Genomic DNA, 21,904 nt, shown 5'->3' on the forward strand with positions numbered 1-21,904 from the left:
GGCTCCAGCTTCGCCCACTGCGCATTCGTCAGATCGTGCCTCCCCACGAAGTGGATCTTGACACATCAAGATCCACTTCTGAAACGCACCCTAGCACCGCTTGGTCGTCGGCGAGGTGCTCGACGACGTAGGCGCGCACGTCATCGCGGACCGCGTCGGCGTCCCACTTCGCACGGTGCAGCAGGTGCTGCATGCCGTCCGGGGTCGCGTTGCCCGCATGCTCGGCCAGCGTCCAGCAGTTCTTCCTCGGCAGGTCCGACAGCAGTCCGAGCACCAACGCGGTTGCGCGACGTCGGGGTTCGACCCGCGCGAACCGGCCCGCCACGCGACCCATCAGCTGGTCGAACATCGCCTGCCACCGGGCAGGCACTACGCTGTGGCCCGCGGCCACCGCCTGATCTTCGTTTGTCCACACAACTCACGATGATCAACGGTGGCCGCAGCCATCTCCGCACCAGCCCCGACCAGCAAGATCACGATCTACGGCTGGAGTACTAGGAAGTAGTCCAGTGACTTTCCGAGTCGTCCTAGAGGGCGTCTGAAAAGCCTGTCAGTGGGCAAGTCGCCTGGTAGCGGGGTGGTGCGCACTTTCGGGGGGCTGGGGTGTGCGGGCTGCGTACCCGTTACTCGACGGATCTGTCCGATCCGGAGTGGGAGATCCTCTGTCCGCTGGTTCCGGCGGTGAAGCCCGGTGGATGACCGGCGAGACACACCCGGCGGGAGATCCTCAACGCGTTGGCGTACTGGCTGCGGGCCGGCTGTGCCTGGAGGCTGTTGCCGCATGATCTGCCGCCGTCGCAGACCGTCTACCACTACTGGCGGCGATGGCAGCAAGAAGGCGTGTGGGAGCGGATGTAGACGGCGCTGCGCGAACGCGAGCGGGTGCAACTCGGCCGTGATCCCACGCCCAGCGCGGCTATCGTGGACAGTCAGAGCGTCCGGGCCAGTGAGCGCGGTGGCCTGCACGGGTACGACGGCGGCAAGAAAGTCAGCGGCATCAAGCGCCACCTGCTTGTCGATACCCGCGGCACTGTCCTGGTGGCCTGTGTGAGCCCGGCGAGCGTCGGCGATCGCGACGGCGCCGTGGTGCTGTTCTCCCGGGCTGATGCACCGCCGCCTCGCCCGCGACTATGAGACGCTCACGACCAGCTCCGAGGCGATGATCCACATCGCCTCGATCGACAATCTCAGCAAGCGTATAACGGACGAGACCACGCCAACCCGGCAGGGAACTTACTAGGACATACGGGCAATACGCCCAGATCAAATGCCCTCTCAGTGTTCGTGGCACACCTCCAGCCGTAGATCGTGATACGACGCGCTTGGTTCTCCTGATCTGCCCAAGCCGAGCCTGGTGTAGTGGCCTACAAGCACGAGCTGCGCGGGAATAGGGTCAGCGCTGCTTGGCCAGGAATGCCTGGAACGCATCCACCCCCGGTCCGGTCAGCGGAGCGCCGTGGCCGAAGCCGACTGCGGTGACGTCAGTGGGAATTCGAGCGGCACCGGATGCTCGGGCGGCGGGCTCGGCGGCGAAGGTGGCCGGCCCGTAGCCGAGGAGGCGGGCGTGGAACACTGCGTCGCCGACCAGCACCGTGCGGGTGGGTTCGTGCAGCAGCGCAATGTGGCCGGGGGAATGGCCCGGCGTGTGGATCACACGCAAACCGCCGGAACCAGCGATGAGTTCGCCGTCTTCAACCGTCGCATCGGCTTTGAACGGCGTCCAATGCGCGGCCGGAAGCTGGTCGAACCACCGGGCTGCCGGGCTGGACCGGCCGTCCGACGGCACCCGTCCGTCGGAAAGCCACGCTGCGTCGGCGGCATGGATCAAGACGCGGGCACCGGTGTGCTCGCGCAGTGCGGGTGCGCCCCGCACGTGGTCGGGGTGCGCATGAGTGAGCACGATCCGGTTCAGGTCGGCAGGGTCTCGGCCCAACTCGGTCATCGTGCGCAGCAGCAGGTCGACGGCTTTGCCGCTGCCGACGTCGACGAGGGTCAGGCCGTCGTCACCCTCGATCAGGTAGGCGTTGTTGGTCTTGGATATGGCGATGTGGATGACGCCGGGAGCAAGGAGCGGCACGGGTTCTCCTCGGTGCGGAGCGGGGTGAGTCACCAGCGCGGTGCGGTGAAGTCGATGGGTCGGGGCGTGAGGTCCGCGTGTGGATGGCCAGGCCGTGCATCCTGCAGGCGATGATCGTCCCCGGTCGGCCACGCAGTGCGGCAGGACCAGCTGGGTGAGGCGGGCGGCGCCGAAGACGTTGACCTCCCTCCGGCGGCGCGCCTCGTCCATGGGCACGTCCTCGACGGCACCGTAGGTGCCGTGGCCGACGTTGTTGACCAGCACGTCGACCCGGCCGGTTTCGGCGGCGCCGTAGACGATGCAGCCGAGGGCGACCAGCTTGGTGGCCACCGCTTCGCCGAAATCCTACGGCGCGCCGGTGACCAACGCGGTCTTCACGACCGTCATGTCAGTTGTTCGCGGGCACATAGTTCGCGGGCACGCCGGTGGCGCGGCGCATGAACGCGTCAAAGGTGCGGTTGGGCAGCGTTTTGTGCAGGAAGATCATGGGCTTGGCACCGAAGCCGACGGCGTAACGCGTCTTGGGCCGGCGTGCCCGGACCGCCGTTCCCACCGGTCAGTTCGAGAACGCGCTCGGCGGCACCCTCACCGCGCCGAGCTTCTCCGCCTGCTTCAGTCGACGCTGATCCAGGTCCACGAGGTGGACGGCGGCCGCGCCGCGGGCGAGGGCCAGTTGCGCGATGAGGAGGCCGACCGGGCCGGAGCCGACGACGCCCACGGTCGCACCGCTCTGGAAGCCGGTCTTGACGAGTGCCTCCCAGGCGGTGGGGAGGATGTCGGTGAGGAGGAGCGCGTCCTGGTCGGACACGGAGGCGTCGAGTTCGCTGAGTGTGAAGTCGGCGCGCGGGACGCGGACGTATTCGGCCTGGCCTCCGTCGAGGATGCCTCCGCCGAAGAGCCGATACTCGGCGCACCGGGGCTGGTTCGCGGTGCGGCAGGGTTTGCACCGTCCGCAGGCGACGAACATCTTCGACAGCACTCGCTGCCCCTCGGTCACATGGTGTACCTGGGTGCCCGTCTCGACGACGGTGCCGATGAACTCGTGCCCCAGCGTGAGGGTGGGCGGCAGGAACGGGTGCCGGACGAAGTGCAGATCCGTTCCGCACACGGCGGCCGCGGTCACCTTGACGATCACGTCATCGGGTTCCACGACAGTGGGCTTGGGAGCATCCGTCACTTCGACGGTGCCGTTGCCCTGGGTGACGACAGCGAGCATTCCTGGTTCCTTTGCCGACGCACGTCCGTCTTCGGCCGTGCGCATCAATTCGTCAGGCGGAGGTGGTGCGGGGGCTCGTGGAGCGCAGAGCGTGTTCGATGTAGGACAGTTCCATCACGTGCTCGGCCGTCTTCCAGTAGAGGTCGAGCATTCCGGGGTGCGGCGTCGTGAACGACGACGGTGCCCAGGCGCCGTCGTGGCGCTGGCGTCGTACGAACCACTCGCCCATGCGGACCGTCCAGGGGAGGTGGCCGCCGTCCGGGTCGGCCGTGAGCATGGCGGCGGCGCCCCAGCCGAACTTGCAGATCTGCACCGACGTCGAGTCGTCGTACTGCTCTTCGGTGCCACCTGTGGTGAGGGCGAGGTACTCACGGCCCAGCCGGAGCGCGGAGGCGTCGCTGGTCTGTTGCGCGTATCCGGCGAGGAAGGCGGCGGCGATGCCGGGGTGGAAGTACGCCTGCCGGGGCGCCCGGAAGTCGACCACGCGCAGGAAGGCAGTCTCGTCCGGGAAGTGGGTGACCAGGGTGTCGCCGCGGCGGCTGGTGAACAGCCGGTGGGGCAGGTCGGGCTGGTCGGCGAGGTTGCGATTCAGCCACCGGTGGACGCCGTCGGCGGTGTGACGGTCACCGGTGACCAGCGCGGAGAAGCCCAGTTGGGCGGTCTTGAGGTTGTCCTCCAGGGGGTCCTGCGCGAAGTCGCGAAGGTCGTAGGCTCCGCCGGTGTCGGGGTTCTGGAAGCGCGCGAGCGTGGTGTTGATCGAGGTCGCGGTGTCGTAGCGGCCGAGCAGCCAGGAGGCGATCGCGAGAGGGGAGAGGTGGTAGACGGGGCTGCCGCCGCCGGGGGCGTCGTAGGGGCCGGGGCGGAGGTCGCCTTCGTCGGTGAGGGCCTCGCGTTCGGCCCAACCCATCATCGCGGCGGCGGCGTCCGGGGCTCCGCCGACGCACAGGGCCCAGGGGGCGCGCCACCACGAGTTGGCGGCCTCGGCGCCTTCGGGGCGGCCGTCGTCGGCAATGCGGTCGCGCAGCCAGGCAACCCCGTTGGCCCGTGCCTGGCTGATCCGGGTCAGCAGGTCGGGGGTGGGTTCGGTCGGCCAGGGGGTCGTTTCCGTGTCTGACGCGAGGGTCGTCATGGTGTCTTCTCCAGGGCGGTTGTGGAGGAAGGAGTGAGGAGGAGGGTCAGGTCGTCGAATGGTTCGTCCACGGGGTAGACCCCGTTGAAGAGTTCGGATCCCTGAGCCGTCAGCCGGACGTGCGTGCCGAGGCAGGGGCCGGTGTGGTCCGTCGGATCGGCGGTCCGCAGATGGAGGGTGGTCAGGGGGATGCGGTCGGGTGACTGGCCGGGCGGTGCCGCGACGGTCAGGGTTCCGACGCCGCCGATGACGGACAGCCAGGGGTCGGCGATGCGGAGGAAGAGCAGCCCGTGGTGGGCGGCGAAGCGTACGTCTCCCCGGAACTTCAGCAGGCCGGTGACCGTGTCGGCGTTGAATGCCGACGCATCGTCCGGGCTGAAGAGGAACATGTGCTCGTCGACGACCGAGGCGCCGTCGGTGACCGAGCAGCGGCCTTCTGGAGAGCGGGCGATGTAGCGCAGGAACGGGACTTTGATGCTCCATCGCAGTCCGGGCAGGGCGGCCGGGCCGGCGGTCATGCCACTGCCTGCCGGGGATCGTCGGCGATGAGCTTCTTCAACGGCACCGTGGTGTCGGTGGCCGCTTCGGGCGGGATGGTCCGGCCCGCGGCCAAGGCGGAGCGTACGGCGAGGAAGTCGGCCGGCCGGTTGACGAAGTCGCCAGCGACCAGATGTCCGCCGCGGTAGTAGAGGACGGCGAACTTCTCCGTGTCCGGCTCGCCGCGTACGACGTACCGGTCATGGCCGGTCGACAGGCCCGCGACCTGGAGTTTGAGGTCGTACTGGTCGGACCAGAACCAGGGCACGGCCGAGTAGGGAACCGGCCTGCCAGCGAGCAGGGCGGCGGCGGTCTTCGCCTGTTCGATGGCGGTGTTCACCGACTCGAAGCGGATCCGGGCCGGGCCGTTGGGGAGGGCCACCGGCGGGGGGCAGGCGACGCAGTCGCCCGCGGCGACCGTGGTGGCGTCGGAGGTGAGGCCGTACTCGTTGACGACGATGCCGTTGTCGACGCTCAGTCCGAGCTGCTCGGCGAGTTCGGTGCGGGGGACGGCGCCGATCCCGACGACCACCAGATCGGCCGTCAGCACGCTGCCGTCGGGGAGTTCGGCGCCACGGACGCGCCCGTGACCGTCGTCGAGGAGGCGTACGGGCGGCGCTCCGAGGTGCACCCGCACCCCGCGCCGGGTGTGGGCGTCGAGGAAGAACTCGCTGGTCGGGACGCCTACGGCACGTTCGAGCAGTCGGTTGTCGGCGAGGGTGACGGTGACCTCGCAGCCGAGCCCCCGGGCACTGGCCGCGACTTCGAGTCCGATGAAGCCACCGCCGATGACCAGGACGTCGACCGCCTCTGCCAGGGCCGCACGCAGGGCGAGCGCGTCGTCGGCGTCCCGGAGGTAGTGGACGCCGGCCAGCTCGGCGCCGGGGACGGGCAGTCGGCGCGGGCGGGCGCCCACAGTGAGCGCGAGCCGGTCGAACGCGAAGCTACGGCCGGAGTGCGCGTACGCGACCCCCGCACCGCCGTCGCCCCGGTCGACCCGGATGATGCGTTCCCCGAGCACCAGATCGATGCCCTGGTCGGCGTAGAACGCCTCCGAACGCATTGCGATCGCGTCGGGCGACGTCCCCGCGTGCAGGAGGGTCTTGGAGAGCGGTGGACGCTGGTAGGGCGCGTGCCGTTCGGCGCCGACCACGGTGATCGGGGCTGTGTAGCCGTACTCGCGGAGGGAACAGGCCAGCTGGATGCCGGCCTGGCAGGCGCCCACCACGAGCACGCCGGTGTCGCGCGGGGCGACGGCGCTGCTGTTCACGACGTGCTACTCCTGGGCTTCCGGGGTGATCACGCGCAGCGCGCCGAGCTCTTCGGAGAGCTTGATCTGGCAAGACAGCCGGGAGTTGGGGCAGCGGTCGACGACCGTGCCGTCGAGCATCTCGTCCTCCATTCCGCTGACCGGTTCCAGCCGATCCAGGTCGGCTTCGTCCACGAAGACGTGACAGGTGGCGCAGGACAGGACGCCGCCGCATTCGCCGGTGATGCCGGGGACGCCGTTGCGGACTGCGGTCTGCATCACCGAGTCGCCGACCAGGCCGTCGACGACGCGGACCTCACCGGCGTGGGACACATACGTGACCTTTGGCATGTTCGTCACACCTCCGTCGGGGCTGAAGCGGGAGTGAAGGTCGCGGGGACCGAGATGTAGCCGTGCGCGCTCCCGATGCTCGGGTAGCCGACCACGGCGTCGGGGTCGATGCGCAGGCCAGGCAGCCGGGTGAGGATCGTCTCCAGCATGGCGTCGAGTTCGGCCTTGGCCAGGGGCGAGCCGAGGCAGCGGTGGTTTCCGGTGCTGAAGGAGACGTGGTCGCGCGCGTTGTCCCGCTCCAGGTCGAGCCGGTCCGGGTCGGGGAACTTCAGCGGGTCGCGGTTGGCGCCGGCCAGCCACAGGTAGACGCTCTCCCCACGGGCGATCGGCTGCCCGAGGATCTCGGTGTCCCGTACGGCGGTACGGGCGAGGCCGGTCGCCGGTGGCCAGAACCGCAGGAATTCCTCGATGGCGTTCTTCCGGTACGCGGCGTCCGCGCGCACCCGCTCCGCCTGGTCCGGGTGCTGAGTGAGATGGATCAGCGCACTCGCGGTCGCGGCGGTAGTGGTGTCGAAGCCGCCGAAGACCAGGGCGTTCACCATGCTCTCGGCCACATCGAGACCGAGCGGTTCGCCCTGCACCGTACCGGTGGCCAGGGCCGAGAGGACGTCACCGGCCGGGGTCTGGCCGCGTTCCGTCAGCATCTCGCGAAAGCGGGTGCGCAGCCGTGCCTGTGCCTCGTGCGGGTAGCGGGGATCGTCCGGCAGCAGGTACACACCCTCGTGCGCGGCGTAGGCGGCGTCGTGCCAGTCGTCGGGGTCGTATCCGAGGACGTAGAGCGTGGTGCGTGCCGTGGTCGGGATGATCACGTCGTCGATCAGCTCGGCGTGCCCCCGCCCCGCCACCTTGTCGAGGGCCGCGTCGAGGTACTCCCGGGCGACGGGAGCCCACTGGCGCAGGGCTTTCGGGGTGAAGAACGGCGCTTCGATGCGGCGGCGTTCGGTGTGCAGCGGCGGGTCGGACTCCCCGAGGTGCAGCCGGTAGGGCATCCGGGGGATGGCCTGGCCCTTGCCGCCGTTCTCGGTGCCGGTCAGGTCGTTGACGGAGGTGAAGGTCTCCCAGTCGGAGCCGATGCGCTGCACCTCCTCCCAGGAGGCCACCACCCAGTAGCCGCCGTGGTGTTCGGTCCAGGCGATGGGGCTGCCGGTGGCGTGGAACCGGGCGGCGAGTTGCTTCCAGGTGTCGCGGTAGGCGGGAGAGTGGTGGTCGAAGTCGATGACCGGCCTGCCGGTGGCCGACCGCCGGACGAGGTCGTGGGTGACACTCATGTCGTACGGGCCTTTCTTCGCGGGAGCGGCATCAGAACTGGCCGGCGGAGGCGGCTTTGGCGATGACCTCGTCGAGGATCGGGACGATGGCGTCGCCGAACCCGATGGGGTCGTCGCAGGGGGCGAAGTGCCCGAGCCCGGCGACCTTGATGAACTTGGCGCCGGGGATGAACTTCTCCACGGCCGGGCCGCCGTTGACGTCGTCGTCGCTGGCCGGGTCGTACTCGCCGGTGACGACGTAGACGGGCTTCGCGTGGGCGTCGATCTTGTGCCCGTTCTCCTTGAGGTCGTGCTCGTAGGCGAAGTAGTCGTTGTCGCCCGCGTAGATGCCGGGGAACGCCGAGCGGTAGATCCAGTACGTCTCGTGCGCGTTCGGCTCGGGTGCCTGGGGCGCGGTCGCACCGAAGTTGAGCGCGGGGGCGTAACTGTCGGCGATCGACGGGGTACGGAACATGTCGTTGGAGAAGCCGTCGAACAGCGGCGGGTTGCCGTACCAGCCGTTGAGGGAGATGAACGCGCCGAAGCGGTCGCCGCGTTCGGCCGCGAGGTCGAGGGCGAGCTGGCCGCCGACCGAGCAACCCATGAAGTACGGGTTGTCCAGGCCCAGGGTGTCGGCGATCGCAACCACCCAGTTGATCAGGCCGTCGCGGCCGGGGCGGTAGGTCTCCTCCCACCAGCGCACCCCGATCGGAGGCAGCGACTTGCCGTGGTAGGGCAGGTCGTAGGCGTACATCGTGAAGCGTTCCTGCATCCGCGGGTCGGCCAGCAGGTGGCGGTACTGGCGGCCGTCGGCGCCTGCGGTCGCCTGCAGCAGCAGCGGGATCGGGCCGTGGCCGGAGGTCTCGTAGTAGATCCGTGCCTCCTGGCCGTTCGCGGAGACGTAGACGTACCGTCCGACGGCGTTGTCCGTCTCGCGGAAGGGGTCCTGGAAGGGTTTGCGGACCGGCGCGCCGGCCACCGTCTCGCGCACCACCTGGTACAGGCGGGCCCATCCGCTCTGCCAGGGGGCGACGGTGCCGACGAAGTCGCCGACGATGCTCAGACCGCGGGTCATGCCGACGACGCAGCTCTCGTAGCCGGCCGGGGGGACAGCGGTGGAGAACGCGGTCGACCAGAACTCGGCCGGCGCGGAGAAGGTCACATCGGCGGCGAGGTCCGCGTGCGCGTCCTCGGCCCTGGCGGGGACACCGTCCTCGAACACCAGGTCGAACGCCCCCTCGGGCAGATCGAACCGGACGCGGCCGGAGTAGGTGCGCAGCTTGTAGGCCAGTTCCTTGTCGGAACCGGCCGCCGCGAGGATCTTCTGTCGATCGATGAGAGCAGTCATGGGAGCCCGCTTCCTTGCGTGCCGGGAGGGGAGAGAAGCGGCCGACGGGCCATGCCGAACGGCCATACGTTTCGTGTCACGCTGTGACTCGAAACTCGTGTCACCGTATGACACGAACCTGGGTGTGGCAATAGGTTGGGAAACGTGATGGAAATCAATGGCGGTCGAACGCCTGAACAGTCGCCTGTCGCCGGGTTCGCTAGCCTGGCCCGGTGAGGGACGAGAGCTGGGCCACCGGAGCGAGCGCCGCGCTGCTCGCGGCCGCACAAGGAGTCGCGGCGGTCACCGAGGAGCGGCGCGGTACGACCCTGCGCGACACCAGGAGCATCGCGCGCAGGCTCGGCACGAGCGCGGTCGCGCTCTTCGCGCAACGGGGTTTCGACGAGGTGAAGGTCAGCGAGATCGCGGCGCACGCGGGGGTCACGTCGCGGACGTTCTTCCGGTACTTCCCGTCGAAGGAAACCGTGATCCTCGACATCTGGGACCAGACGAACGCGCGTCTCATGGAGCTGATCGAGACGGTGGGGCAGCCCGAGGCCGAGGTGCTGCCGACGCTCACCGAAGCCGTCGTGACCTGGTGCCGCGAGTACGGGGACCTCTTCCCCGCCCTGGCTCCGATGACTGAGCAGTCCGAGACCCTCATGGCGGCTGTCGTCCTCCGCACTGTCGTCTGGGAGGACTATCTCGCGGAAGCGCTGCGTGTGCGGTACCCAGAACTCGACGAGATGGACGCCAAGGTGTGGAGTTCCACGACGATGGCCCTGCTCCGCCTCTTCCAACGCAACGCCGCCGCCCACGGCCTCAGTTACGCGGAGGCCGCCCAGGACGTCTTCGACCGGCTCGCCGCCCTGACGTCAAGGAACTCGTCGCATCGGATCACCGCCGACTCCCGTCGCCCCAGCGGCATCGCCTGACGCCTCGACTCTGGGCTCAGCCCTCTACCCAGTGACGGTCGAGGGGCTCGTTCAAGAACTGCAGGGCCTGCTCGCGCAGCCGAGCCAGATCCTCCGCCGTGCCCTGGGGAAGAGCCGCCCAGCGGTGATGGGCGGCGCGCAGGGCCGTGCCGACCGCGCCGACGGCGAGAAAGGGGCGCAGGTCGGTGTCCGGGTCCACACCCTCGCGCTCGGCGAGCTTGCGCGCGAGACGGTCCTCGATCGACAGGAGGCGCTGGAAATAGGCGGCTAGCAGCGGCGGAGAGTTATCCAGCAGCCACACGATGCGCGTCCACAGTTCCCCGCTGCCGTCGTCGGCCTGCATCAGCTGCTCCACGACGGTACGGGTCGCGTTGGCGAACGCGGTGACCGGCGGCTCGTCGGCCGGGCGTGCCTCCAGAGCGGGAAAGATGGCCTCGTCGGCCTCGGTGATCAGGGCGAGGGCGACCTCGTCCTTGGTGGCGAAGTAGCGGAAGAAGGTGCGGGGGGCGACCTCGGCGGCTTCGGCGATCTCGGCGACGGTGGTCTCGTCGTAGCCGCGTTCCACGAAGAGGGTCACGGCGGTCGAGATGATCGCATACCGGGTGCGCAACTTCTTGCGCTCCCGCAGACCGGACTTCGCCTCAGCCGTCATGTCGTCCTGCCTCCGCTCTTTCCGCTGGAAGTCTGCCACAGGTCACAAGGAGAGGCCGGGGCCCGCCGTCCCCACGAGGGCCCCGGCCAAGCGGGGAGCGCCAGAAGAAGACCCGCCCGGCACCGCTCAGACCAGACGGTGCGCTCCCGCGTCTAGGGGCGGGCCGCTAGACCCGCCTGGCAGGACGTCAGATATGCACTGCGGCGCCTTCGACCTTGCGGCCCTGCTTGGTCAGCAGACCGATCGCGGCGCCCACGAGGGCGACGACGCCGGCGGCGACGAACGCGAGGTGCATGCCGTCCATGAAGGCGTGGTGCGTGATGTTCGTGATGACCTCGACGACGGGCGCCGGCGTCTTGGGGGTGACCGGGGCGACGCCGACGGAGACCGCCTCCTTGGCCTGAGCGAGCTGTTCACCGCGGAGAGGGGGCAGGTGGGCGGCCGACCAGCGCTCGGTAAAGACGTCGTTGAGCTTGGCGGTCATCACCGCGCCCAGGACCGCGGTACCGAGGGTTCCGCCGACCTGCATGGCAGTGGACTGCAGACCGCCCGCCACACCGGCCAGCTCGACCTCGGCGTGGCCGACGATGACCTCGGTGGCGCCGACCATGATCGGGGCCAGGCCGAGGCCCAGCATGCCGAACCACACCAGGGTGTCGTTGGCGCCCGAACCGGTGTCGAGGCCGCCGAGACCGAACAGGGCTCCGGCCGTCACGAGCATGCCGACGACGATCGGCAGCCGGGGACCGAACCGGTTGATGAGCACACCGGCCAGCGGTGCGCCGACAACCATCAGGCCCGTCAGGGGGAGCATCCGCACGGCGGCGTCGACGGCGCTCAAGCCGTGCACGTTCTGCAGGTAGAAGGTCATGTAGAACATGGCGCCGAAGAGGCAGAACGCCAGCATCAGTATCAGTACGGTGCCCGCCGACAGGGGCAGGGAGCGGAACAGGCGCAGCGGCAGAAGCGGCTCCTTCGTGCGGCTCTCACGCAGCACGAACAGGAGGCCAACGACCAGGGTGGCGCCGAGGAAGCCAAGGGTCTTCGTGTCGCCCCACCCGTAGTCGGGGGCCTTGATCAGGGCCCACACCAGCAGGAACAGGGCGCCGGACAGCAACACGATCCCGGGGACGTCGAAGGACTTGGAGTCCTGGTCGCGCTCGGTGTCCTTCAGGAACAGCAGACCCATGACGACGGCGACGATGCCGACGGGCACGTTGACGTAGAAGCAGGACTCCCAGTTGACGTGCTCGACCAGCAGACCGCCGACGATCGGGCCGGCCGCGGTGGACGCGGCGACCACCGCGCCCCAGATGCCGATCGCGGAGTTCAGCTTCTCGGGCGGGAAAGTGGAGCGGATGATGCCGAGCGCGGTCGGCTGGAGCATTGCGCCGAACAAGCCCTGCAGCACGCGCAGCCCGATCATGACCTTGATGTCGTCGGTCAGGCCGATGCCGACGGACGAGGCGACGAAGCCGACCGCACCTGTCAGGAAGATCCTCGTGTGGCCGAAGCGGTCGCCGAGCTTGCCGACGGTGATCAGGCTGACCGCGAGGGCCAACAGGTAGGCGTTGGTCACCCACTGGATGTCGGACAGCGAGGCGTCCAGGTCCTTCTGGATGGCCGGGCTGGCGATGGCGACGATCGTCCCGTCCAGCGCGACGATCGTCCCGTCCAGCGCGACGAGCATCACGCCGAGCGCGACGGCCAGCAGCGACAGCCACGGATGGCCGCGCAGTCGGCGGATGCCCGTGGCGGCTGGGGCCGGCTTCTGGACGGGAGCTTCAGCAACAGGGGACTTGCTCACGGTGAGGGTTCTCCTGAACTCACTGGTCGATCGGATGAGCCCAGGTTATGGCATCAAGTGCCATGTGGCAGTCCAGTGCCAAGTTAATTCCAAGTGACATATGGCACGTGGTGCCGGCAGGGGGTAGGAGGCTCGGCGACTGTCCGCGACCCGTTCCCCGAGTCAGGCCGACAGTTGCGGGAGCGGAGCAATCGACACCAGGCCGGGAGGAAGGCCAGCGGGCTGGAGAGGCCGGTGCACCGAGGTGAACGCGTCGTCGCGGATGACGGCACGGCGGAACTGGGCCGGCCCCGCATGCAGGCGCCCTACGACCGCGACTGCGCTCGGGTGGCGGGGTAGGGCGCGCCCAGCTGTCTCCGGGGAGCTGGGGCCCTACGGGGGTGGCTTCCCTGCCGCGCACTCTTCGGCCCGGCGAGATGGGTGAGGTGAAGCCTTTCTGCCTCGCTCAGCTGAAGGACGCGTGCGATGGCATCGAGCATCTCCAGCGATGCATCCTGCACATGTCCCTGTTCCAGGCGCGTGTAGTAGGCCCATGGGCACGCCGGCCACCTGGGCCAGTAAGGGCTTCCTGAGACTGACGGGGACATGAACCGCCGACCAGGCTCTGCTCATACTGAAACCCCGCTGTGAACGCTGGCGTGGCTCTGGAGCACGGTGCCGAGCTCGGTCCGGAGGCAGCCCCCGCAGCTGTTACTCCCATGCGCGCTCACGCGCGCCCAGTGCCTGTTCGGCCCAGATGATCTTGCCCGTCGGCGTGTACCGCGTGCCCCATCGCTCGGTCAGCCGGGCGACCAGGAACAGTCCGCGGCCGCCCTCGTCGTGCAGCCGGGCGCGACGCAGGTGCGGGGCCGTGGTGCTGCCGTCCGAGACCTCGCAGATCAGCGAACGGTCCTTGACCAAGCGCAGTCGGATCGGACCGGAGCCGCACCGGATCGCGTTCGTGACCAGTTCGCTCACGACCAGCTTTGCAACCAGCAAGGAATGGTCTGGCAGCGGCTCGCCGACGGGGCTTTCGTCGCGGGCCTCAGACCCCAGAGGGCCCCGTACAACGACGCCGAGTGGCTCGGCGAGCTGGCGTCGTCGGTCCTGGAGGAGCTGTGCGAGCGCGTGATGTGGCCGTCCGTGCTGACCGCGCCCCGGCTGGACTACATGGAGACGATCGACACCAACAGCCCCAAGCGTACTTCGACGAGGTCGTCCCTGTCGCACCCATCGGCTTCCGATCGCACATGCTGCTCGGCGCCTCGGGCCGGGCCTACATCGCCTTCTGCGCCGAGCGGGAGCGGGAGGCGGTCCCGCGCCGCCTGCGCGAGCACGACGCTCCGGGCAACGCGTACGCCCACGATCCGGGCTGGCTGCGGCGTCTGCTGGCGACCACCCGGTCCCGTGGATACAGCGTGCGCGCACCGGAGTACGACTTCGACGGCCGCAACTCGATCGCCGTACCGATCCGCCTGCACGGGGAGGTCCTGGGATCCATCAACGTGACCTGGCGCAAGCGGGTCATGTCCGCGCAGGAAGTGGCGTGGTGCCACCTGGACGCCCTGCGGGCCGCGGTGCACCGGATCGAAGAGCGGGCTTCGGCGGCCGTCCCGCAACGACACGGGCCCGGCGGCGACGAGACCTGAAGACGAGGAAAAAGGCCATACGCCTCGTCAGGACATCACCACGACGACCTTGTCCGTTGCGCCCGGGGTTGCAGCCAGTCGGACTGCCTCGTCGGCCTTGCCGAAGGGAACGATATCGCTGATGATCCGCTGGTACTTCTGCCAATCGGCGATGATGGAGTCGGTGACCTCGAAGATCTCCGTGGGGTAGCTCATCGAGAGACGAATGTCCGCCTCGACCATGAGCGCTTCTTGGAAGTCGATCGGCACGTCTTGCTTGTGGAGCGCGATGACGGTGAGGACGCCGTGCGCCTTCATGTTGGCCAGCGCCGTCCGAATCACCGCGGGTACTCCCGCGGCGTCGATGTAGACGTCGGTGCCGGCACGCTCGGCCCCGAGGAGGTTCGCCGACGTGCCGTGCAGTTCGCGAAGACGGGCCGCGATGTCCTCGGTCGCCGAATTGATCACCGCGTCTGCGCCGATCTGCAGGGCGTTGTCGAGGCGGCTTTGGACGACATCCACCACGACCACGTGAGCAGCGCCCTTGTGCTTCAAGCCGATCGCCGCACCCAGCCCGACGGGGCCCGCTCCGAATACGACGGCTTTGGTCCCGACCCCGGCGCCGGATCGGTTGACACCGTGGTACGCCACCGCCATCGGCTCGTTGAGGGCCGCAACCTCCCACGGGATCTCGGCGGGCACGACGCGGTGAGTGATGCCCTGGTGTGCGTTGGGGATGAGGAGACGCTCGGTCAATCCCCCTCGGATGCCACCGCACCCGATGATGCCGCCCGGGTCGGGCATCGGATTCACGACGACGTGGTCTCCTGCCACTGTGTCGGTCACCGCCGCTCCGACATACACGACCTCCCCTGCGATCTCGTGGCCGATCGGGTGCGGGCTGTCCGTCCCCGTCACCAAACCGTCCTGCCAGAAGTGCGCATCCGTCCCGCATACGCCGCACGCCTTGACCTGGATGACGATGTCGGTGGCTGCCGGCTCCGGCTCTGGCACCGTCGTGAACTCGGCCCGCTTCGGACCGGTGATGTACAACGACCTCACGATGACTCCTTTGGACGGCCGACGACAGCCTGCACAATCTAAGAACTTCTTAGATCTCAGGTCACCGTACGCTCATGCCATGGCATCTCGCTACCACCACCGTGACCTACCGCGTGCACTTCGAGAGGCAGCGATCCGACAGGTGCAGGAGGGCTCGATCGCGTCGGTTTCGATCGCGGCCGCAGCACGGGCCGTGGGTGTCAGTAGCGGGGCGCCCTACCAGCACTACCGGGACCGAGACGACCTCCTGGCGGACGTGGCTCGCGACACGATGGACGAGATGACGGCGCGTTTTGTTCAGATTTCCGCGGCGCTCGACACTCCCCGAGAACGACTTGCCGCCCTGGTCGTGGAGTTCGTGGCGTACTCCATTCAGCAGCCGAGCCGGTTTCGCGTGCTTCACGCCTTCACGCCAATGGTGATCGCGGACGAGCGGCGCGTCGCTTCGGCAAATGCGAACGCAGAGCCGTTCGTTGACGCCGCGCGCCAGGCGTTCGGCGATGAGCTCGAGCCAGTCGTGACATCGTCGATGTTCGCGATCGCGATCGGCTTCTCGGAGCTTGGCGTCACGGAAGGCATCGCGGAGCGCTTCGGTGTCGACCGGTCCACCTTTGCTCGGCAAGCCAGCGTGGTCGCCCACGCGGCGCTCGAGGCCTACGGTGTACACCGCCCGGGGTGATCACGCGACCCACATCGTCTGATCGCTGATGACGCGGCAGCCCGGACCGGGGCGGCGGACAACCGGATCGCCGAGATCAACCAAGTAACCGCCACCGGCAAACAACCGGATCAGGTCCTCGTGGAGCCGCACCGGATCATCCCCGGCCGCCACAACTCGCACGCGGCTGTGAGTCACAACCCGGCCGCGAACCGCGCGCAGTCCGCCCTCATCTAATACTCAGGGTTCCTGGGAAAGTCTCCAGGGCCGACATGGAGTCGAGTTATGGAAGGGCTCGGAACGTGCATCCGTTTGTGCACGAGTGGAGCGCGTTCGGGATCTTCATGATGCAGCAGTACATCGTGCAGTCCGTCCCGGACTCCGTGCTGGAGGCCGCCAGGATCGACGGGGCGAGCGAGTTCGGCATCTTCCGCACCATCGTGCTGCCCCTGCTGCGGCCCTCGCTCGGCGCGCTGGCCGTCTGGCAGTTCCTGCAGAGCTACAACAGCTTCCTGTGGCCGCTGGTGCTGGTCTCCGACAGCTCCCAGTACACCCTGCCGCTCGGCCTGCAGACCCTGTTCGTCTCCGAGCAGCGGCAGTACGACCTCGTCCTCGCCGGTGCTGTCATCGCCGTGGTACCCGCCGTCGCCCTCTTCGTCGTCCTGCGCAAACAGCTCCTCGAAGGACTGTCCACGGGCGCCGTCAAAGGCTGACGTTCCGTCAAATACCATGTGGAGAACGATGTTCCCGCTTCCTCTCCGCGTTCTGTTCGGCGCCGCCTGCTACCACGAGTACCAGCCCCACGAGTGACTGAAGGACGACCTCGACCTGATGGCCGAGGCGCGCTTTACGGTCATCCGGGTCGGCGAATCGGTGTGGTCGCGGGGCCGCACCCCGGTCGTGACCGTCAGCGGACGACGCTCGGGACGGCTGTCGGTGGCGTGACTGATCGCCATGCGGCCCGGCTCCCGCAACCGGCTGTGCCACCGCCTGCGCAGGCACCCCGCAGGCAAGCGCAAGCGCCGCAGGATCCTGCCTCGCTGCGTCAAACGCCCAATCTCGTCAATCGCCTACGACGCGACCAGGACCCTGGATACGAGTCCCGGCCCATGCGGCCGCTAGCCGGACGACAGTCCGATATGGCACCCCTACCGTCGACTCGCTCATGTACGGCCATGCCAGCATCCGCGCCTTCAGAGGTTCCGAGAAAGCAGCGAACACAGCCCGCTTCCGCTGCCCACCTTTTTCCGACAGATTGGTTGACAATTAAACCGTTCCACTCTCACTCTGTACGCGATGCAGACACCCGTCCGCACAGCGGTCACCGTCGCTGGTGCGGAACGAGGAGGCGTAGTCCAATGAGTGGTGATTCCCGCGGGCCGCTTGAGGGCCTGCTGGTGGCAGACTTCTCCCGCATTTTGGCGGGTCCGTACGCGACGATGCTGCTGGCGGACCTGGGTGCCGACGTGGTCAAGGTCGAGGGCCCGCGAGGAGACGACACGCGCAGCTGGATGCCGCCGGTGCGGGACGGTGTGTCGACCTACTACCTGGGGCACCCGATCCGGTTCTCCGAGACCCCCGCCGGCGCGTCCGCCCTCGACAAGATCACCCTGCTCGGCCAGGATCTGGCGACCGACGCGATGGGCGAGGTCGGATTCGGAGAGCTGGCCTTTTGGCTGGCCACGCAGCGGCGCCCGACACGGGGGGAGACACGGGTGTTCGAGGCTGTGCCGGCCGCACTCGCCGACCATGGGTTCACCCCGACCGCCATCGTGACCCGCCTGACGTATCTGTCCGCCCCCGACTCGGTCCAGGGCGCCCTGGCCGCCGGACTCCTCGGGGGGCGGCTCGCGCTTCCTTGGCGTGACGGAGGACTGTGGCCAATTCCTGCACAACGTGCTGATGGCGGTGGAGTGCGGTTACCCGGTCGAGGAGGCCGAATGGGACACTCTCGCGCTTGCCACCGTGCGTTCCCAGCGGGAGACCGGCAGGTTCATCCCCGGGCTCGGACACCACGTGCACAAGCACGGCGATCCGCGCACCGCGCGGCTCTTCCAGATCGCCACGAGGAGCAACTCTTCGGCCCGCACTTGTCGCTGTTCGCCGCGATCGGCCGGGGCCACCAGCAGGTCCTGGGCTGGCCGCTGCCGCTCAGCGGCGCGGGAGTGTGCGGCGCCGCGCTCGCCGACCTCGGCCTACCGCTGGATCTGCTCCGCGGGTTCGCCCTCCTTGCCCGCACCGCCGGACTCATCGGCCAACTCGCCGAGGAACTGCGCACCCCCGTCGCCAACGACATCTTCCTGTCGGTCGACCTCAACAACACCTCCGTTCCGCCGCAGCCCTCCCAAGAGCGCTCGAGCTGAGGCCGTCCTCCCGCGCACCACTGATCCCCATGAGGAAAGGAGCAGCCATGGCCACTCTGGCCGCGGTCGTCGCCTCCACCCACCATCCCTTCTACTACCGTGCGAGTACCGCGGTCGGCGAGGACAGGCCACCGTTCGCCGACACCTGGGTCACCAAGATCGAGGCGTTCCGGGAGACGTTGACCAGCGCCCGTCCCGACGTCCTCGTGATGGTCGGGTCCGACCACTTCCACCAGCTGTGGTTGGACAACATGCCGCAGTTCCTGGTCGGCAAGGCGCCGTTCTACGACGCCAACTGGTACAACGAGGAACGCGAGTTCGGGCTGCCCCGGATGCTGCTGCGTGGTCAGGAGGACCTGTCGGCGCACATACTGCGCCACGGCCTGGACGCCGGGTTCGACCTTGCGTTCAGCAACGAGCTGCGCATCGACCACAGCATCACCTGCCCGATCGTCACGCTGCGGCCCGAGGCCGATCTGCCGATCGTGCCGATCTACACCAACATCTTCGCCCCACCGTTGCCCCAGCCGTCGCGCTTCGTGCAGCTGGGCAGAGCGATCCGGGAGCTCATCGAGTCCTGGCCCAGCCACCTGCGAGTCGCCGTCATCGGTACCGGACACCTCTCGCTCGAACTCGGCGGCCCCCGCCAGTTCGGCCCGCACGGCCCGGACCCGGAATTCGACCGCAAGGCGGTGAGCTGGATCGCCGACGGCGATATCGAGGGCTGCCTTTCAGAGGTCACGCTGGACAGCCTGTGGACACCCGGCAACGCCACCCACGGCTTCATGGACTTCATGCTCATGATGGGCGTCGCCGGTGAGGGTGCCAAGGCCGACTACACGGATGCGTTCGACCTGTTCCACACGATGGAGGCCTACTTCACCTGGTATCCGAACGGGGTGCCGGCGTGAGCAAATACCTGCTGAACAAGTTCCTCTACACCGTCGACCGCGACCCCGAGCTGGTGGAACGGTACCGGTCGGAGCCGCGGGCCACGATCCAGTGGTGGGAGACCCAGCGAGCCGGCACCCTGCTGAACGCCATCGCCGCCGAGGAAACCACCTGGCTGCGTTTCACCGCCGAGGAACACGAGGCCCTGGCGACACACGACTACGTGACGCTCTTCGGGCTCGGTGCGCACCCCTTCCTCACGCTGACGCTCTTCATCGCGATGTTCGAGCGCGACTACGCCGAACCGCTCGGCTTCCAACGGGAGTACGCCGCCCGCCTGGCTCACTTCTCCCTGCCCTACCCCGACATCACCACCTGAGACGAGACAGCCTTGAAGACACCCTGGGACACCGATGTCCTGGTCGTAGGATCAGGCCCGGCCGGCGCCTCTGCCGCGCTCCTCCTCGCCACGTACGGCATACGCGTACGCCTGATCACCAAGTACAGCGCGCTCGCCGACACGCCTCGGGCCCACATCACCAACCAGCGGACCATGGAGGTGCTGCGCGACATGGGCGTCGAGGAACGTTTGATGCGCGAGGCCACTCCGTGGGAGCTCATGAGCGACACCACCTTCTGCACCAGCCTGGCCGGTGAGGAACTGGGCCGCGTTCCGTCGTGGGGCACCGACACCAGGCGCCACGCCGACTACCTGCTGGCGAGCCCCTGCTCGATGGTCGACGCCCCGCAGACCATCACCGAACCGATCCTGGTGCAAGAGGCGCAACGCCGCGGCGCCCGCATACGCTTCGACAGCGAGTACCTCGGCCACGAGCAGGACGCCGAGGGCGTCACCACCCGGTACCTCGACCGTCTCACCGGCACCGAACACACCATCCGCTCCTGCTACCTGATCGGCGCGGACGGCGCTCGCAGCAAGGTCGCCGAGACGCTCAGCCTGCCGTTCGAGGGGCCCGGACCGGTCGCCGGAGCGCTGGGCATCATCTTCGAGGCTGACCTATCGCGCTTCGTCGCACACCGGCCCTCCGTCCTGTACTGGATGCTCCAGCCCGGCGCCGAGAAGGAGGGCGTCGGACTAGGCGTCCTGCGCATGGTAAAGCCGTGGCACGAGTGGATGCTGATGTGGGGTTACGAGGTCGCCGCCGGTCCACCGGAGCTGACCGAGGCCTTCATCCGGGAACTCGCGGTGAAGCTGGTCGGCACGGACGACTTCGAAATGCGCATCACCTCCTCCGCGCCGTGGACCGTCAACCACCGATACGCCACGACCATCGCCAAGGGGCGAGTGTTCTGCGTGGGCGACGCCATCCACCGCCACCCTCCGACCAACGGCCTCGGCTCCAACACCTCCATCCAGGACTCCTACAACCTCTGCTGGAAGCTGGCACACGTCATCCGCGGCACCGCCGCACCTACGCTCCTCGACAGTTACGACGCCGAACGGGCGCCGATCGCCCGGCAGATCGTCGAACGCGCCAACCAGAGCATTGCCGACACCGGACGCATCCTGCAGGCGCTGGACCTGACTGACACCGCAGATCCAGCCAAGCTTGACGAACGCCTCGCGGCACGCAAGGAACCCGGTCCGGCCGGGGAGAAAGTCCGGCGGGCACTGCGTGAGGCGATCGCCTACAAGTCGTACGAGTTCAACGCTCACGGAGTGGAGCACAACCAACGCTACACATCCACGGCCGTGATCCAGGACGGCTCGGAACCCGAGCAGTTCGCCCGCGACCCGGAGCTGTACGCCCAGCCCACCACACGTCCGGGTGCCAAGCTGCCGCACAGCTGGGTGACGCACCGCGGCCGGAAGGTCTCCACCCTGGACCTGGGCGGCCGGGGGGAGTTCAGCGTCTTCACCGGCATCGGAGGCACCGCCTGGCTGGACGCGGCGGCTGCACTGTCCACCGAACTCAACCTGAACTTGCGCCAGATTTCGATCGGCCCTGGCGAGGAATACGAAGATCCGTACGGGACCTGGGCCGAGCTGAGCGAGATCTCCGACGGCGGCGTCCTTCTCGTTCGTCCCGATCTCTACATCGCCTACCGGCGCTTGACGGCTCCACTCTCCATGGACGAAGCACGCCTACTTCTGTCGTCCTCGATGAAGGCCGTCCTGGGCTGACGTGGCCACCCGCCTCCCACCGACCGTACGGCCGCAGTGGGTGCCTCGTCGCCGGCCAGCCACCGTGCCTGTATGCCCAGGTCGCGGGCGTGGGTGAGCAGGGCGGCGGCGATCTGGGGTTTGGTGGCGAACATGACGTCGTCGGGGACATGGGTGCGCAGGCGCCGTTCTTCTTGGCGGCCCCCTCGGCGCCGAGGTACAGGGCCCGGTTGATCGGGGCGTGCCCGTGCCTGCTTGCTTAGGTGAGGTGGAGGCGACCTGGCACAGTCCGATACCGGCCAACGCTCCGGAGTATGGGCGGGCCGCACCGACACAGTCCGTGGAGGACTTCTCGTCCCCGGCCTCCCCTACGATCAGCGCCGCGTCCGGATCCGCGAGTTCAGCGGCTCCAGGCAGTGATCCGGTCCCGGTCCAGGCGTGATCGACGACCGCGAGGGACAAGAAGTGCTGCAGTCGGTGCGGCCCGCGGTGGCCAAGGGCCTTGGCAAGCGTCCAGCAATTTCGCGTGTCCAGCTCCATCAGCATCGCAGCCTTCGGAAGCAATGACATCACCAGCCGCATGCGCGAGATCGCCTTCCCGTCCCTGCTCGGCAAGGCCATCGCCCCCACGCGCGTCGCGGACGCCGTCGTCCGCGGCATCGAGAACCGCT

At 68.3% G+C, this 21,904-nt stretch carries 20 protein-coding genes and 4 pseudogenes; 9 read left to right on the forward strand and 15 right to left on the reverse strand.

The window, feature by feature from the left end:
- Positions 1 to 91 precede the first annotated feature (91 nt).
- A pseudogene (locus tag AB0958_RS39800) lies at positions 92 to 334 on the reverse strand (transposase); the annotation flags it as partial.
- 269 nt (positions 335 to 603) lie between these two features.
- On the opposite strand from AB0958_RS39800, the pseudogene AB0958_RS39805 reads away from it, so the two are divergent.
- Positions 604 to 1,240: pseudogene (locus AB0958_RS39805) on the forward strand (IS5 family transposase).
- Between the two features lie 153 nt (positions 1,241 to 1,393).
- On the opposite strand, the gene AB0958_RS39810 reads toward AB0958_RS39805, so the two are convergent.
- Genes AB0958_RS39810 through AB0958_RS39850 form a run of 9 tightly spaced genes read right to left on the reverse strand, consistent with a single transcriptional unit; the run spans position 1,394 to position 9,154 of the window.
- Complete coding sequence (locus AB0958_RS39810; protein WP_366895358.1) at positions 1,394 to 2,407, reverse strand: SDR family NAD(P)-dependent oxidoreductase; 1,014 nt, start codon at positions 2,405 to 2,407, stop codon at positions 1,394 to 1,396.
- A gap of 58 nt (positions 2,408 to 2,465) precedes the next feature.
- Positions 2,466 to 2,630: a hypothetical protein gene (locus AB0958_RS39815; protein WP_366895359.1), complete on the reverse strand. Its 165-nt coding sequence runs from the start codon at positions 2,628 to 2,630 to the stop codon at positions 2,466 to 2,468.
- 3 nt (positions 2,631 to 2,633) lie between these two features.
- Positions 2,634 to 3,293 (reverse strand): alcohol dehydrogenase catalytic domain-containing protein, encoded by a 660-nt coding sequence (locus tag AB0958_RS39820; protein ID WP_366895360.1) that lies wholly within the window; start codon positions 3,291 to 3,293, stop codon positions 2,634 to 2,636.
- Between the two features lie 52 nt (positions 3,294 to 3,345).
- On the reverse strand, positions 3,346 to 4,422 hold the full coding sequence (locus AB0958_RS39825) for a hypothetical protein (RefSeq protein ID WP_366895361.1): 1,077 nt from the start codon (positions 4,420 to 4,422) through the stop codon (positions 3,346 to 3,348).
- On the reverse strand, positions 4,419 to 4,940 hold the full coding sequence (locus AB0958_RS39830) for an HtaA domain-containing protein (protein WP_366895362.1): 522 nt from the start codon (positions 4,938 to 4,940) through the stop codon (positions 4,419 to 4,421). The genes AB0958_RS39825 and AB0958_RS39830 overlap by 4 nt, the downstream gene beginning before the upstream one ends.
- Positions 4,937 to 6,229, reverse strand: coding sequence for an FAD-dependent oxidoreductase (locus tag AB0958_RS39835; RefSeq protein ID WP_366895363.1), 1,293 nt, complete (start codon positions 6,227 to 6,229; stop codon positions 4,937 to 4,939). The genes AB0958_RS39830 and AB0958_RS39835 overlap by 4 nt, the downstream gene beginning before the upstream one ends.
- A 6-nt stretch (positions 6,230 to 6,235) precedes the next feature.
- Positions 6,236 to 6,559, reverse strand: a complete 324-nt coding sequence (locus AB0958_RS39840) for a 2Fe-2S iron-sulfur cluster-binding protein (protein WP_366895364.1) — start codon at positions 6,557 to 6,559, stop codon at positions 6,236 to 6,238.
- Positions 6,560 to 6,564: 5 nt separating this feature from the next.
- Positions 6,565 to 7,827, reverse strand: a complete 1,263-nt coding sequence (locus AB0958_RS39845; RefSeq protein WP_366895365.1) for a cytochrome P450 — start codon at positions 7,825 to 7,827, stop codon at positions 6,565 to 6,567.
- A 31-nt stretch (positions 7,828 to 7,858) separates the two neighbouring features.
- The gene (locus tag AB0958_RS39850; RefSeq protein ID WP_366895366.1) at positions 7,859 to 9,154 is read right to left on the reverse strand and encodes an alpha/beta hydrolase; all 1,296 of its coding nucleotides are present in this window, start codon (positions 9,152 to 9,154) and stop codon (positions 7,859 to 7,861) included.
- 212 nt (positions 9,155 to 9,366) lie between these two features.
- Here AB0958_RS39850 and AB0958_RS39855 point away from each other — a divergent pair, with 212 nt between their 5' ends.
- A complete protein-coding gene (locus AB0958_RS39855) occupies positions 9,367 to 10,068 on the forward strand; it encodes a TetR family transcriptional regulator (RefSeq protein WP_366895367.1) in 702 nt (233 codons plus the stop codon).
- Positions 10,069 to 10,084: 16 nt separating this feature from the next.
- Here AB0958_RS39855 and AB0958_RS39860 read toward each other — a convergent pair whose 3' ends face one another.
- From AB0958_RS39860 to AB0958_RS39875, 4 genes and pseudogenes are all read right to left on the reverse strand, one after another.
- On the reverse strand, positions 10,085 to 10,720 hold the full coding sequence (locus tag AB0958_RS39860; RefSeq protein ID WP_366895368.1) for a TetR family transcriptional regulator: 636 nt from the start codon (positions 10,718 to 10,720) through the stop codon (positions 10,085 to 10,087).
- Positions 10,721 to 10,907: 187 nt separating this feature from the next.
- Positions 10,908 to 12,527, reverse strand: a complete 1,620-nt coding sequence (locus AB0958_RS39865) for an MFS transporter (RefSeq protein WP_366895369.1) — start codon at positions 12,525 to 12,527, stop codon at positions 10,908 to 10,910.
- A 401-nt stretch (positions 12,528 to 12,928) separates the two neighbouring features.
- Positions 12,929 to 13,112 (reverse strand): annotated as a pseudogene (locus AB0958_RS39870) (helix-turn-helix transcriptional regulator); the annotation flags it as partial.
- A gap of 105 nt (positions 13,113 to 13,217) precedes the next feature.
- A pseudogene (locus AB0958_RS39875) lies at positions 13,218 to 13,493 on the reverse strand (ATP-binding protein); the annotation flags it as partial.
- 263 nt (positions 13,494 to 13,756) lie between these two features.
- On the opposite strand from AB0958_RS39875, the gene AB0958_RS39880 reads away from it, so the two are divergent.
- Positions 13,757 to 14,155, forward strand: coding sequence for an IclR family transcriptional regulator C-terminal domain-containing protein (locus AB0958_RS39880; RefSeq protein WP_366895370.1), 399 nt, complete (start codon positions 13,757 to 13,759; stop codon positions 14,153 to 14,155).
- A 27-nt stretch (positions 14,156 to 14,182) separates the two neighbouring features.
- Here AB0958_RS39880 and AB0958_RS39885 read toward each other — a convergent pair whose 3' ends face one another.
- A complete protein-coding gene (locus AB0958_RS39885) occupies positions 14,183 to 15,196 on the reverse strand; it encodes a zinc-binding dehydrogenase (RefSeq protein WP_366895371.1) in 1,014 nt (337 codons plus the stop codon).
- Between the two features lie 79 nt (positions 15,197 to 15,275).
- On the opposite strand from AB0958_RS39885, the gene AB0958_RS39890 reads away from it, so the two are divergent.
- From AB0958_RS39890 to AB0958_RS39915, 6 genes are all read left to right on the forward strand, one after another.
- Positions 15,276 to 15,875 carry a TetR/AcrR family transcriptional regulator gene (locus AB0958_RS39890; protein WP_366895372.1) on the forward strand — a complete coding sequence of 200 codons (600 nt, stop codon included), beginning with the start codon at positions 15,276 to 15,278 and terminating at the stop codon, positions 15,873 to 15,875.
- Positions 15,876 to 16,156: 281 nt separating this feature from the next.
- Positions 16,157 to 16,567, forward strand: a complete 411-nt coding sequence (locus tag AB0958_RS39895; RefSeq protein WP_366895373.1) for an ABC transporter permease subunit — start codon at positions 16,157 to 16,159, stop codon at positions 16,565 to 16,567.
- Between the two features lie 645 nt (positions 16,568 to 17,212).
- The gene (locus AB0958_RS39900; protein WP_366895374.1) at positions 17,213 to 18,217 is read left to right on the forward strand and encodes a CoA transferase; all 1,005 of its coding nucleotides are present in this window, start codon (positions 17,213 to 17,215) and stop codon (positions 18,215 to 18,217) included.
- Between the two features lie 47 nt (positions 18,218 to 18,264).
- Positions 18,265 to 19,128 carry an extradiol ring-cleavage dioxygenase gene (locus tag AB0958_RS39905; RefSeq protein ID WP_366895375.1) on the forward strand — a complete coding sequence of 288 codons (864 nt, stop codon included), beginning with the start codon at positions 18,265 to 18,267 and terminating at the stop codon, positions 19,126 to 19,128.
- The gene (locus AB0958_RS39910; RefSeq protein ID WP_366895376.1) at positions 19,125 to 19,487 is read left to right on the forward strand and encodes a hypothetical protein; all 363 of its coding nucleotides are present in this window, start codon (positions 19,125 to 19,127) and stop codon (positions 19,485 to 19,487) included. The genes AB0958_RS39905 and AB0958_RS39910 overlap by 4 nt, the downstream gene beginning before the upstream one ends.
- A gap of 12 nt (positions 19,488 to 19,499) precedes the next feature.
- Positions 19,500 to 21,254: an FAD-dependent monooxygenase gene (locus AB0958_RS39915; protein WP_366895377.1), complete on the forward strand. Its 1,755-nt coding sequence runs from the start codon at positions 19,500 to 19,502 to the stop codon at positions 21,252 to 21,254.
- Positions 21,255 to 21,904: the final 650 nt, after the last annotated feature.

The sequence above is a fragment of the Streptomyces sp. NPDC006655 genome, assembly GCF_040703965.1.
Taxonomy (GTDB): domain Bacteria; phylum Actinomycetota; class Actinomycetes; order Streptomycetales; family Streptomycetaceae; genus Streptomyces.